Source organism: Pedobacter heparinus (assembly GCF_032678725.1).
GTDB classification, from domain to species: domain Bacteria; phylum Bacteroidota; class Bacteroidia; order Sphingobacteriales; family Sphingobacteriaceae; genus Pedobacter; species Pedobacter heparinus_A.
In genome coordinates, this window is record NZ_JAVTSC010000001.1 from 32,299 (window position 1) to 44,850 (window position 12,552).

Genomic DNA, 12,552 nt, shown 5'->3' on the forward strand with positions numbered 1-12,552 from the left:
AATGGAAGGCAACCAGTTATTTCCTGTCTTCATCAAATTGAATACCATTCATACGGTGTTGGTAGGGGCTGGTCCTATCGGCCTGGAAAAGCTTTCGGCCCTGCTGGACAACAGTCCGGAGGCCAGGGTTACCGTTATTGGAATTGATGTTTTGCCCGATTTACAGACCCTGGCTGATGGGTATGCTGGGGTAAATGTATTGCAAAAGTCTTTTGAACCCGGCGATTTAAATGGTGCAGACCTGGTGATCGCGGCTACCAATAACGAATTGTTAAATCAGGAGATCAGGATACAGGCCACTCAGCGTAATTTGCTGGTCAATTTTGCTGATAAACCGGAACTCTGTGATTTTTACCTGGGCTCGGTGGTTAAAAAGGGGGACCTGAAAATAGCCATTTCTACCAATGGAAAATCGCCAACCATGGCAAAACGTTTAAAAGAGGTACTGAACAATGGTTTGCCTGCAGAGCTGAACGATACTTTGCAAAATATGCAGGCCCTCAGAAACACGCTGAACGGCGATTTTGCGGCAAAAGTTAAAAAACTGAATGAAGTAACTTCGGCCCTTGTTGAGGGAAAAGCTGCGGATGAAGAAGAGGTACCTGCTGAAGGAAAACCAAAAATAAGTAAAATGAAATGGCTGATATGGCTGGCCATTGTATTTGCTTTTACCATTGTCGTTACCGCTTTCTGGCATAAGGAACCTGAATTTCAGGCTTTCGCAGCCAATATCAATCCTATGTTTTATTGGTTTTTGCTGGGAGGCTTTGTATTTGCCATGATAGATGGCGCTATTGGGATGTCGTATGGGGTAACTTCTACTTCCTTCTCTCTGGCCCTGGGCGTGCCACCCGCATCAGCAAGTATGGGGGTGCATCTGTCGGAAATTTTAAGTAACGGTATTGCAGGATGGATGCATTACCGTTTTGGCAATGTGAACTGGAAATTGTTTAAGCTTTTGCTGATACCGGGTATTATTGGTGCAGTAACAGGAGCTTATCTGTTGTCCTCGCTGGAGCATTACAGCCATTATACCAAGCCGATCGTTTCTTTGTATACTTTAATATTAGGTTGCGTAATTTTGTCAAAAGCCTATCAGGCTAACCGAAAAAGTGCAGTCAAAAAAAATAAGATTAAAAAGATTGGTTTACTTGGGCTTTTTGGTGGTTTTATCGATGCGGTAGGTGGCGGCGGTTGGGGTTCTATTGTATTGTCCAGCTTAATTGCGGGGGGAAGAAATGCGCGCTTCTCCTTAGGTACGGTAAAAATTACCCGCTTTTTTATCGCGCTGATGAGCTCGCTTACTTTTATCACGATGCTGAATGGTGCGCATTGGGAGGCAGTTGCAGGTTTGGTAATTGGCAGTGCGCTGGCCTCGCCCATAGCTGCCAGAGTTTCCAATAAGATCTCTGCCAAAACGATTATGGTATCTGTAGGTATCCTGGTGGTTTTAGTGAGTCTGCGCAGCATCATCAAATTTATTCTCGAATTAGTATAGTCATGAAGGAAAAATTAACAGAAATAGCAGAAAGAATAAAGGAGCTTGACCCGGTTGAAGCGCTGAGGTACTTTGCGGATCAGTTTCCGGGGAAAATTGTTTTTTCGACCAGTTTTGGATGGGAAGACCAGGTGATTACACACATGATCTTTGCCAATGATATTCCTATAAAGGTTTTTACCCTGGAAACGGGCCGTTTATTTCCCGAGACCTATTATGTATGGAACCGCACGCTGGAAATTTATAAAAAGCCAATTCACGCTTATTTCCCACAGGCACAGGCCTTACAGGAAATGGTGGATAAAAAAGGGCCGAGCAGTTTTTATGAATCAGTTGAAAACAGGAAGGAATGCTGCGGAATCAGGAAAGTGGAGCCATTAAGAAGGGCTTTAAAGGGGAATGATCTATGGGTTACAGGAATCAGGTCTGAACAATCTGTAAACAGGCATGATATGGCTAACCTGGAATGGGACGAGCAAAACCAGATGATCAAATTTCATCCTATCTTTTTCTGGTCTTTGGAGGAAGTGAAGGAATACATCAAAAAAAATAATATTGTTTACAATACACTGCATGATAAAGGTTTTCCAAGCATAGGCTGCGCCCCTTGTACAAGGGCGGTGCGCGAAGGCGAAGATTTCAGGGCCGGAAGATGGTGGTGGGAAGATCAATCGAAAAAGGAATGTGGTTTGCATGCCACTCAATAACTGCAACAGCATATGAGTAAATATAATTTAGATTATTTAGACGAATTAGAGGCCGAGGCCATTCACATTTTACGTGAGGTGGCAGGGCAATTTGAAAAGCCTGCCTTATTGTTTTCAGGCGGTAAAGACTCCATTACACTGGTTAGGCTGGCTGAAAAAGCCTTCAGACCAGGTAAGTTCCCTTTTCCGCTGGTACACATTGATACGGGGCATAATTTTGAAGAAACGATAGTATATCGTGACCAGATGGTGGAACGCCTGGGCGAAAAGCTGATTGTGGGCAGCGTTCAGGAGTCCATTGATCAGGGAAAGGTAGTGGAACAGACCGGTAAAAATGCAAGCAGAAATTCTTTGCAAACGGTTACTTTGTTGGATACCATTGCTTTACATGGTTTTGATGCCTGTATAGGCGGAGCCAGAAGGGATGAAGAAAAGGCTCGTGCCAAAGAGCGTATTTTTTCTGTAAGGGATGAGTTTGGACAATGGGACCCTAAGCGTCAGCGCCCGGAATTGTGGAACATTTATAATGGTAAGATTCATAAAGGTGAAAATGTAAGGGTATTTCCGATCAGCAACTGGACGGAACTGGATGTCTGGAACTACATCAAAAGAGAAAATATCAGCTTGCCTTCTATTTATTTTGCGCATTACAGGGATGTGATTACCCGTAACGGGCAGCTGATGGCTGCTTCACCGTTTTTAAATATGGACGATGAGGATGTGGTTGAACACAAAAAGGTGAGGTTCCGTACAGTAGGCGATATGAGTTGTACTGCAGCTGTGGAGTCGGATGCTGACGAGCTGGATAACATCATTGCAGAGATCAGTGCATCAAAAATTAGTGAACGTGGTGCCCGTATGGACGACAAGGTGTCGGAAGCTGCTATGGAAGACCGCAAAAAGGGAGGATACTTTTAATGAATATACTTAAATTTTTTACAGCTGGTAGTGTTGATGATGGTAAAAGCACACTTATTGGACGGTTGTTATACGATACGGATTCCATTCTTGCCGATCAGTTGGAAGCTTTACAGCAAAGCAACCGCAAAAATGACGATGGATCAATTGATCTGGCCATTTTAACGGATGGTTTAAGGGCGGAACGTGAACAGGGAATTACCATTGACGTGGCTTATAAATATTTCCAGACGGATAAACGTAAATTTATCATTGCGGATACCCCTGGACATATTCAATATACCCGTAATATGGTTACTGGTGCTTCTACCGCTAAACTGGCCATCATTTTAATTGATGCCAGAAATGGTGTAGTAGAGCAAACGATCCGTCATTCTTACCTGGTTTCGTTATTGGGTATTGAGCATGTGGTAGTTTGCTTAAACAAAATGGATATGGTTGGCTATAGCGAAACTGTATTTACTGCCATTACGGATAAATATAAAGCACTTGCTGCTGAATTGAACCTGAAGGATGTGAACTTCATCCCTGTAAGTGCCTTGAAAGGCGACAACGTGGTGAACGAGTCTGAAAATATGGCCTGGTATAAAGGGCGTAGCTTATTGCATTTCCTGGAAACGGTAGATGTGGAAACAGGTGCTGAATCTGACCTGGCCCGTATGCCGGTGCAATGGGTAGTAAGGCCGCAAACGGATGAACTGCACGATTACAGGGGTTATGCCGGCAGGATTTTGAGTGGCGAATTTAATGTGAACGATAAGGTTACCGTATTGCCATCAGGCAGTAGTTCTGTAATTGAAAGAATAGAAATATTTGACCAGCATCCGGCGGTAGCCTATGCGGGACAGTCGGTAACGCTTCACCTGAAAGATAATATTGACATCAGCAGGGGCGACGTTTTGGTGAATTCAGACCATTTGCCACAGAACGCTAAGTTAATTGAAGCCGATGTTTGCTGGATGGATGCGCGTCCGCTTGATGAGAATATTACTTATTTGCTACAGCACAACAGCAAGATCACCAAATGTAAGATTCGCGAAATTGTTTACAAAGTGGATATCAATACACTGGAAAAACAGGAAGCTCATGATTTCCGCTTGAATGACATAGGCAGGGTGATTTTGAAGACTGCTGATGAACTTGCGTTTGATTTTTATACGGATAATAAGGCAAATGGTGCGGCAATACTGATAGATAGCAGGACCAATCTGACAGCAGCGGCTTTGATGTTCAGGGCTATTGCGGAATAGTTTTTTATAAGAAAGATATTTTTATATTTTCTACAAAAAAGGATACCCTATTCTGCGGCTGGAATAATTTACTTTTCCCTTTTGGGAAAAGTAAATGAACCGAGCTTGCGAGTTCAACGAATTCATTAAAAGCAATAGATTCTATGAGTTAATCCTAGGCCGCTTCATAGGATATCCTTTTTTGTTGGGCGCATACCTGTATGGTGCCAATAATCTTGAGCCAGTTTAGGAATAGCCTGCTTTTTTTTAAAACTAAGCGGCTTGTAAATTATTTTCTGCTCAAATATTTGCTTTACGTTTCTTAATCCCTATTTTGAGATACTTTTAAACCCTCAGATTATGGAGATTATACACCTTAGTGCGGAATGTTATCCTATTGCCAAAGTTGGCGGTTTGGGCGACGTTGTAGGTGCCTTGCCGAAGTATCAGAATAAGCTCGGCCATGTTGCTAAGGTAGTGATGCCTGCGTACCAGACGAAGTTTATGCAGGAGAATGAGTTTGAAGTAGTTTATGATGGATGGGGTAAACTGGGTTTTCAGGATTTTACGGTAAGGATATTCAGGGAAAAAACCAATAAACTGGGCTTCGATCTGTTTCTGGTTCATATTGCAGGCTTGCTGGACAGGCCAAATGTGTATGGATATACTGACGATACGGAACGTTTCCTGGCCTACCAGATTGCCGTATTGGACTGGGTCGCCCAATGGGAGCATCGTCCTGATGTAGTGCATTGTCACGATCATCATACTGGTCTGGTACCTTTTATGATGGCTTATTGCCAGCAATTCAGATCGCTTAGTCAGATTCCAACCGTTTTAACCATACACAACGCGCAGTACCAGGGACAATTTGGCTGGGACAAATTGTATTATATTCCTGCTTTTGACATCTGGAAATCCGGACAGCTGGATTGGAAGGGTGCCATCAATCCTTTGGCATCAGCCATAAAATGCGCATGGAGGGTAACTACGGTTTCACCCAGCTACCTGGACGAGATCAGTTTCAAAGCCAATGGCCTGGAAGACCTGCTGGCGCAGGAGCGTGGTAAATCTGCAGGTATCTTAAATGGAATTGACAATGAGGTCTGGAATCCGCAAACGGATCCGATGTTGGAGAAGAAATTCACCTTGCGTACAGTTGATGCCGGTAAAAAGGCAAACAAGGCGGCACTTTGTGCGGTATTCAACTTGGATCCGGCCAAGCCCCTGTTTACTTTTATAGGCCGCCTGGTAGGAGAAAAAGGTGCAGATCTGTTGCCTGATATCTTTTATAATGCGCTGATCACCTTTCCTGGAGAAATTAATATATTGGTGCTGGGCTCGGGAGATCCGCAGGTGGAAGGCCGGTTATCACATTTAAAGGAAGCTTTTCCCGGGAATTATAATGCTTACATTGGTTATAATGAACAATTGTCGCATCAGATTTATGCTGCGGCAGACTTTTTGCTGATGCCAAGCAGGGTAGAGCCTTGTGGTTTAAACCAGATGTATGCTTTAAGGTATGGTACCATTCCGATTGTAAGAAGAATTGGCGGGCTTAAAGATACGGTGATTGACATTGGTGATGGTGGTTTTGGTATTTGTCACGACCAGACCAGTGTATGGGATGTTGGGCATGCCATCGGACGTGCACATGACTTGTACGGAAATGAAAAAAGTGTAAAAGAAATACGTAAGTTTATAATGCAGCTGGACCACTCATGGGATAGGGCAGCGCAGGAATATATTGATCTATACCAAATTTAAATAGGAATGAACATGACTGACAAAGTATTGGGAGTGATCCTTGGCGGTGGCCAGGGTTCAAGGCTGGCACCATTAACGCAAACACGCTCTAAACCAGCGGTACCGATAGGAGGGAAATACCGTTTAGTAGATATTCCAATCTCTAACTGCCTGAATTCGGGGATACACAGGATGTTCGTTTTAACACAGTTCAATTCGGCATCCTTAAATAAACACATTAAAAACACCTACCATTTTAGTCATTTCAGTGCGGCGTTTGTAGATATTCTTGCTGCTGAACAAACACCTGAGAACCCGACCTGGTTTCAGGGAACGGCAGATGCGGTTAGGCAAACGATGCATCATCTGTTAAACCATGAGTTTGAATACGCACTGATCCTGTCAGGAGACCAGCTGTATCAGATGGATTTTAATAAAATGGTGCAAGCCCATGTGGAAAAAGGAGCTGAGGTAAGTATTGCCACCATTCCGGTAACAGCCAAAGATGCTACTGATTTTGGAATTTTAAAGGTGAACGAGGATAGTTTCATCACTTCGTTTATTGAAAAACCTGCTGCGGGCTTATTACCAGACTGGTCTTCAGATACCGGTGAGGAGATGCAGGCAGAAGGCAGGGATTACCTGGCTTCTATGGGTATTTATATTTTTAACAGGGATTTGCTGGTGAAAATCCTGATCGATAATCCTGAAGAAAAGGATTTTGGCAAGGAGATCATCCCAAGGGCTATGGCGCACAATAAGGTGCTGAGTTTTCAGTATGAAGGCTACTGGACGGATATAGGTAACATCTCTTCATTCTTTGAGGCTAACCTGGGCCTGACTGATGACATTCCGAAGTTTAACCTGTTTGATAGCCATCAAAGCATATTTACCAGGGCCAGGATGCTGCCACCTTCTAAAATACTAGGTACTACCTTAAATAAGGCGGTAATTGCTGAAGGCTGTATTCTGCAGGCCGCGGAGATCTCACATTCGGTGATTGGTATACGTTCGAGAATCGGGATAGGTACTGTTATTGAAAACGTATATGTGATGGGCAGCGACAGATACCAGACCCTAACGGAGATAGCTGAGGAAACGGAAAAACAAAAACCGCTGATCGGTATTGGAGACAGGTGTAAAATTGTAAATGCGCTGGTCGATAAGAACTGCAGGATAGGTAATGATGTACAGATCATTGGGGGCGATCATTTGCCCGATGGTGACCATCCTTTATATACCGTTAAAGATGGAATTGTAGTGGTTAAAAAAGGAGCAGTGATACCAAACGGAACCGTGATTTAGGTGCAGCGCAGTTTTACCGACCAGCTTAACCGGGATATTGAAATCAACTATCCACCAAGAAGAATCATTTCATTGGTGCCTTCGCAAACAGAATTATTGTTTGATCTTGGCCTGGATGCTGAAGTTGTTGGAATTACTAAATTTTGTATTCATCCAATCGATAAGTTTGCTTCCCTGGCCAAGGTTGGAGGAACTAAAAAGCTAAACCTTGAATTGATCCGGGAGCTGAGGCCGGACCTGATTATTGGAAACAAAGAGGAAAATGAACGCGGGCAGATCGAAGTGCTGATGGCGGAATTTCCGGTGTGGATGAGCGATATTTACACTTTGGAAGATGCCTGTAAAACCATTGTACAGATAGGAGAACTGGTAAACAGGGAACCGGAAGCGGCTTACCTGGTGCATCTGATCAGTGCTGGATTTAATGACCTGCAGACCTTGGCATTGCAGCATGGTATCGATAAATCTGTTGCATACCTGATCTGGCGGGAACCTTATATGCTGGCAGGTCCGCATACTTTTATAGACCGTATGTTAACCCTGAATGGATTGCGGAACGTGGTTAAACAAAGCAGGTATCCTGAAATTGATTTAGAAGGCCTGACTTCATTAAAGCCAGATCTGGTTTTTCTTTCTTCTGAACCTTATCCTTTCAGAGAAAAGCATGTTGAAGAGATCAGCGCTGCAATTCCCGCTGCCAAAGTTATGCTGGTAGACGGCGAGATGTTTTCCTGGTATGGAAGCCGTTTGGTAAAAGCTGTACAGTATCTGTTCCAGCTTCAACAGGAACTTTACTGATCGGTTGTTTATTCGGAATCTAGAGAAGGTGTAATTTGCGGATGGTTAATTTGAGCAATTAAGTCTTTTAGCTCATCGTAAAACAAGAGCATGTCGATCATTCTGTCGCTGTCAACTTCTGTAGCATTGTGCAAGAACCAACCTTTATACATATCCCAAAGCAGCGCCCTCATTTCTTCTTCGCTGTAACTTTCAAAGATACCTTTGGTACTTATTAAATATTTGTCGTTATCCATGATGTCAAATATAAATAATTAACAAAATTATATGTATAATATTGTTATAATTAAATTATGTAACCGAATTTGCTGTTTTTAGCTATTTATACGGCTTTTCGTTGATTAAGACTCTAAGATCTGGACTTGCGTTTGGTTATTTTTTGGCAATCGTGCGGCTGCTCAACGGATGTTCGGGGAAATTACCCCTGCAATATTCCTATAGTATCTGGTAGTATCTGGTCAATATCCGAACAAGAGCTGGTCAATATCAGTTAGCAAACGGATGAAACTATACCGATACAACGCTGAAAATTCAGACCGATGGAATTGAAAATGTTTTTGCTGTAAACCAGTAGGTTAACCGAAGCGTCGTAAAATAATTTAAAAACCCTTTTGACTTTTGATAACAATCTCTATCTTTGCAGTCCTTAATAAATCCTAACTGCGGAAGTGGCGTAATTGGTAGCCGCACCAGACTTAGGATCTGGCGCTTCACGGCGTGGGGGTTCGAGTCCCTTCTTCCGCACAACAAAGATTCCCCCGCAACACGGGGGAATTTTTATATAAAGACATTAATACAAATATTGATTCAGAAAGATGAACATTACACAGGAAAAAATTAACGACTTAAATGCAGTTGTAAAAATTAAGATTGCGCCTGAAGATTATACTGAAAAGGTTGATAAATCTATAAAAGAACAAGCTAAAAAGGCTAACCTTCCGGGTTTTCGTAAGGGAATGGTTCCTGCAGCCCACATTAAAAAGATGTATGGCAGAAGCATTCTTGTAGAAGAGATCAATAATTTGTTAAGTGAAACCTTAAATAAGCACCTTACTGATAATAAAGTAGAAATTCTTGGCCAGCCTTTACCTGTAATGGATGATACCAAAGAATTCAAATGGGACTATACAGATGAATTTGAGTTTGATTACGAACTGGGGCTTGCGCCGGCGATTGATGTAGCCATCACTTCAAAAGATAAATTTACACAGTATGTGGTAAAGGCTGATGAGGAAACGCTGGCTGCGAGGATCAAAAATATCCGCAAAAGCTATGGCAAAATGACAAATCCTGAAGTTTCGGCAGGTGATGATGTACTTTATGCCGAATTAGCACAACTTTCGGTAGATGGTTCAGTTTTTGAAGGAGGTATTACTGCAACCGGATCTATTCGTTTAGATCAGGTTACTGATAAAAAGATATTAAAATCTTTAATCGGTTTAAAGAAAGATGATGTTGTAGAGCTGGATGTTCAAAAAGCTTTTGATAAGAATGAGGTAATTGTTGCCAAATTGTTAAATATTAGTGAAGAGGATGCGAAAGATTTACAGTCTAAATTCCAGGTAACGGTTAAAAATGTGAACCGTTTAGCCGAAGCTGATTTAAACCAGGAGTTCTTTGATAAATTGTTTGGTGCAGGTGTAGTAACTGATGAGGCTGGATTTACTGCTAAAATCACTGAGGAAATTGAAAGTATGTTTAAGCAGGATGCTGACCGCAAACTGCAGAACGACATCTATACCAAGCTGATTGAAAGTGTAAAAATGGAGCTGCCTGATGAATTTTTACGGAAGTGGTTAAAAGCTACCAACGAAAAATTAACTGAGGAGGAACTGGCAGAAGGTTATGATGATTTTGCCAAAAACCTGAAATGGACTTTAATCGAAAATAAACTGATTAAAGACAACAGCATCGAAATTAAATATGAAGATGTTTTTCAGACCGCAAAGCAACGTTTAGACGCACAGTTCAGAATGTATAGCCCTAGCCCGATGCCTGAAGACCAGCTGGCGCAATACACGGCTACCTTCCTGAAAGAGAAAGACAATGCAAACCGCATTTTTGATGAAGTTAAAGCCCTTAAGGTTTTTGAATATATTCAGTCGGTTGCTACTTTGGACCAAAAAGAAATAGCTTATAATAAGTTTATAGAATTGAAATAAAACGAGTTTTTCGCAAAAAAAGTTTTAATAATAGCATATAATGGATAAGGCGGCTTTATAAAAGGCCGCCTTATTTATATAAAAACGAATTCAAATTTTACAATACCACAATAAATTACCAATTTAGTTTTATTACTATTGGTGAAGCAAAAGAGAATTAAAGTTTTAGACTGAAGAAATACTTCAGAATGATGACAGTAACAATTAGAAATCATGAAGATAGATAAAGACGAATTTAGAAAATACGCAGTTAAACATCACCGTATAAATGGTTTAAGTGTAGATCGTTATATCGGTGCTACCAATAATTCACCAAAAGCAATGACACCTTATATCATTGAGGAACGTCAGTTAAATGTTGCGCAAATGGATGTGTTTTCCCGTTTGATGATGGACCGTATCATCTTTTTAGGTGATGCCATTTATGATGGAAATGCAAACATCATCCAGGCACAGCTGTTATTTTTACAGTCAACAGACAACAACAGGGACATTCAGATCTACATCAATTCACCAGGTGGGTCGGTATATGCTGGTTTGGGCATCTACGATACCATGCAGTACATCTCACCTGACGTAGCTACGATCTGTACCGGTATGGCAGCATCAATGGGTGCAGTATTGCTGGTAGCCGGTGCCAAAGGAAAGCGTGCAGCGTTGCCACATTCCCGTGTGATGATTCACCAGCCTTCAGGGGGCGCACAAGGTGTGGCTTCAGATATGGAGATCAACCTGAGGGAGATGCTTAAATTGAAGAAAGAATTGTACGATATTATTTCTAGCCATTCAGGACAATCCTATGAGTGGGTAGAAAAGGCTTCAGACCGTGATTACTGGATGAAGGCCGATGAAGCAAAAAGCTTCGGAATGATTGATGAAGTGCTGGGTGCCAGCAACAAAGACTAAAAGATGGCTAAACAAAACAAAGAATCCCGTTGCTCTTTTTGCGGCTCAGGTAAGCAGGATACCTTAATGCTTATCGAAGGACTGGATGCATTTATTTGTGATAAATGTGTAACCCAGGCCAATCAGTTGCTGGTACAGGAGCTTGGGAGTAAAAAATCGAAAGCATTGGATACCTCGATCACCTTGCTAAAGCCCCTTGAAATTAAGGCGCATATTGACCAATATGTAATTGGTCAGGATGATGCCAAGAAGGTACTTTCTGTAGCGGTATATAACCATTATAAAAGGTTAAGCCAGAAAGTAGATAAAGGGGATGAAGTGGAGATTGAAAAATCCAATATTATGCTGGTAGGAGAAACCGGTACAGGTAAAACTTTACTGGCTAAAACGATAGCTAAAATATTGCATGTTCCTTTTTGTATTTGCGATGCGACCGTGCTTACTGAGGCAGGTTATGTAGGTGAAGACGTGGAAAGTATCCTCACGCGTTTGCTGCAGGCAGCGGACTATGATGTGGCTTCTGCAGAACGTGGAATTGTATACATTGATGAGGTAGATAAGGTGGCCCGCAAAAGTGATAATCCTTCTATTACCCGGGATGTGTCAGGCGAAGGTGTACAACAGGCCCTGCTAAAGATACTGGAGGGTACGGTAGTTAATGTTCCGCCTCAGGGAGGACGTAAACATCCGGACCAGAAAATGATCCCGGTGAACACGAATAACATCCTGTTCATCTGCGGTGGTGCTTTTGATGGCATAGAACGTAAAATAGCCAACAGGCTACGCACGCAGGCAGTAGGTTATAAGGTTAAAAAAGATGATGCTGAACTGGATCTTAAAAACCTTTATAAATACATCACTCCCCAGGATTTAAAATCTTTCGGGCTGATACCTGAATTGATTGGCCGTGTGCCGGTTTTAACGCATCTTAACCCCCTTGACAAGCAGGCTTTGCGGAATATCCTCACGGAGCCTAAAAACTCTTTGTTCCGTCAGTATGTCAAACTGTTTGAACTGGAAAATGTAAAACTGACCTTCGACAATGAGGTTTTGGATTTTATAGTAGACAAGGCGATGGAATATAAGCTTGGTGCAAGGGGCTTACGCTCCATTTGCGAGGCCATTATGCTGGATGCCATGTTTGAGATCCCATCTGATACGAGTGTCAAGGAATTGAGCATTACACTCGATTATGCGGTGGAGAAATTTGAAAAGGCCGACTTTAAAAAGTTAAAAGCTGCTTAGAAATTTAATCCCCGGTTAACCGGGGATTTTTTTTTAAC

11 protein-coding genes and 1 tRNA gene are annotated in these 12,552 nt (G+C 42.1%); 11 read left to right on the forward strand and 1 reads right to left on the reverse strand.

The window, feature by feature from the left end; all coding sequences use genetic code 11:
* Position 1 precedes the first annotated feature (1 nt).
* The 7 genes from R2Q85_RS00125 (at position 2) to R2Q85_RS00155 (ending at position 8,201) form a co-directional block, all read left to right on the forward strand.
* Complete coding sequence (locus R2Q85_RS00125; protein ID WP_316809704.1) at positions 2–1,498, forward strand: TSUP family transporter; 1,497 nt, start codon at positions 2–4, stop codon at positions 1,496–1,498.
* Between the two features lie 2 nt (positions 1,499–1,500).
* On the forward strand, positions 1,501–2,205 hold the full coding sequence (locus R2Q85_RS00130) for a phosphoadenylyl-sulfate reductase (RefSeq protein ID WP_316809705.1): 705 nt from the start codon (positions 1,501–1,503) through the stop codon (positions 2,203–2,205).
* Between the two features lie 12 nt (positions 2,206–2,217).
* Positions 2,218–3,123, forward strand: coding sequence for a sulfate adenylyltransferase subunit CysD (gene cysD, locus R2Q85_RS00135; RefSeq protein WP_316809706.1), 906 nt, complete (start codon positions 2,218–2,220; stop codon positions 3,121–3,123).
* Positions 3,123–4,373, forward strand: a complete 1,251-nt coding sequence (locus tag R2Q85_RS00140) for a sulfate adenylyltransferase subunit 1 (protein ID WP_316809707.1) — start codon at positions 3,123–3,125, stop codon at positions 4,371–4,373. The genes cysD and R2Q85_RS00140 overlap by 1 nt, the downstream gene beginning before the upstream one ends.
* Positions 4,374–4,712: 339 nt before the next feature.
* Entirely contained in the window at positions 4,713–6,119 is a 1,407-nt protein-coding gene (locus R2Q85_RS00145) for a glycogen synthase (RefSeq protein ID WP_316809708.1), read from the forward strand.
* A 12-nt stretch (positions 6,120–6,131) separates the two neighbouring features.
* A complete protein-coding gene (locus tag R2Q85_RS00150) occupies positions 6,132–7,403 on the forward strand; it encodes a glucose-1-phosphate adenylyltransferase (RefSeq protein ID WP_316809709.1) in 1,272 nt (423 codons plus the stop codon).
* The gene (locus tag R2Q85_RS00155) at positions 7,404–8,201 is read left to right on the forward strand and encodes a helical backbone metal receptor (protein ID WP_316809710.1); all 798 of its coding nucleotides are present in this window, start codon (positions 7,404–7,406) and stop codon (positions 8,199–8,201) included.
* Between the two features lie 8 nt (positions 8,202–8,209).
* On the opposite strand, the gene R2Q85_RS00160 is transcribed toward R2Q85_RS00155, so the two are convergent.
* Positions 8,210–8,437 (reverse strand): hypothetical protein, encoded by a 228-nt coding sequence (locus R2Q85_RS00160; RefSeq protein WP_316809711.1) that lies wholly within the window; start codon positions 8,435–8,437, stop codon positions 8,210–8,212.
* 426 nt (positions 8,438–8,863) lie between these two features.
* Here R2Q85_RS00160 and R2Q85_RS00165 point away from each other — a divergent pair.
* The 4 genes from R2Q85_RS00165 (at position 8,864) to clpX (ending at position 12,514) form a co-directional block, all read left to right on the forward strand.
* Positions 8,864–8,945, forward strand: a tRNA-Leu gene (locus R2Q85_RS00165).
* 71 nt (positions 8,946–9,016) lie between these two features.
* Positions 9,017–10,363: a trigger factor gene (tig, locus tag R2Q85_RS00170; protein ID WP_316809712.1), complete on the forward strand. Its 1,347-nt coding sequence runs from the start codon at positions 9,017–9,019 to the stop codon at positions 10,361–10,363.
* 213 nt (positions 10,364–10,576) lie between these two features.
* Positions 10,577–11,269, forward strand: coding sequence for an ATP-dependent Clp endopeptidase proteolytic subunit ClpP (gene clpP, locus R2Q85_RS00175; protein ID WP_316809713.1), 693 nt, complete (start codon positions 10,577–10,579; stop codon positions 11,267–11,269).
* 3 nt (positions 11,270–11,272) lie between these two features.
* On the forward strand, positions 11,273–12,514 hold the full coding sequence (gene clpX / locus R2Q85_RS00180; protein ID WP_316809714.1) for an ATP-dependent Clp protease ATP-binding subunit ClpX: 1,242 nt from the start codon (positions 11,273–11,275) through the stop codon (positions 12,512–12,514).
* Positions 12,515–12,552 lie beyond the last annotated feature (38 nt).

Bases quoted from the DNA above. Each gene is read 5' to 3' on its own strand.
- R2Q85_RS00150 (WP_316809709.1), top strand. From the start codon at position 6,132: ATGACTGACAAAGTATTGGGAGTGATCCTTGGCGGTGGCCAGGGTTCA.
- tig (WP_316809712.1), top strand. From the start codon at position 9,017: ATGAACATTACACAGGAAAAAATTAACGACTTAAATGCAGTTGTAAAA.
- R2Q85_RS00160 (WP_316809711.1), bottom strand. From the start codon at position 8,437: ATGGATAACGACAAATATTTAATAAGTACCAAAGGTATCTTTGAAAGT.
- R2Q85_RS00125 (WP_316809704.1), top strand. From the start codon at position 2: ATGGAAGGCAACCAGTTATTTCCTGTCTTCATCAAATTGAATACCATT.
- clpX (WP_316809714.1), top strand. From the start codon at position 11,273: ATGGCTAAACAAAACAAAGAATCCCGTTGCTCTTTTTGCGGCTCAGGT.
- cysD (WP_316809706.1), top strand. From the start codon at position 2,218: ATGAGTAAATATAATTTAGATTATTTAGACGAATTAGAGGCCGAGGCC.
- R2Q85_RS00130 (WP_316809705.1), top strand. From the start codon at position 1,501: ATGAAGGAAAAATTAACAGAAATAGCAGAAAGAATAAAGGAGCTTGAC.
- R2Q85_RS00140 (WP_316809707.1), top strand. From the start codon at position 3,123: ATGAATATACTTAAATTTTTTACAGCTGGTAGTGTTGATGATGGTAAA.
- clpP (WP_316809713.1), top strand. From the start codon at position 10,577: ATGAAGATAGATAAAGACGAATTTAGAAAATACGCAGTTAAACATCAC.
- R2Q85_RS00145 (WP_316809708.1), top strand. From the start codon at position 4,713: ATGGAGATTATACACCTTAGTGCGGAATGTTATCCTATTGCCAAAGTT.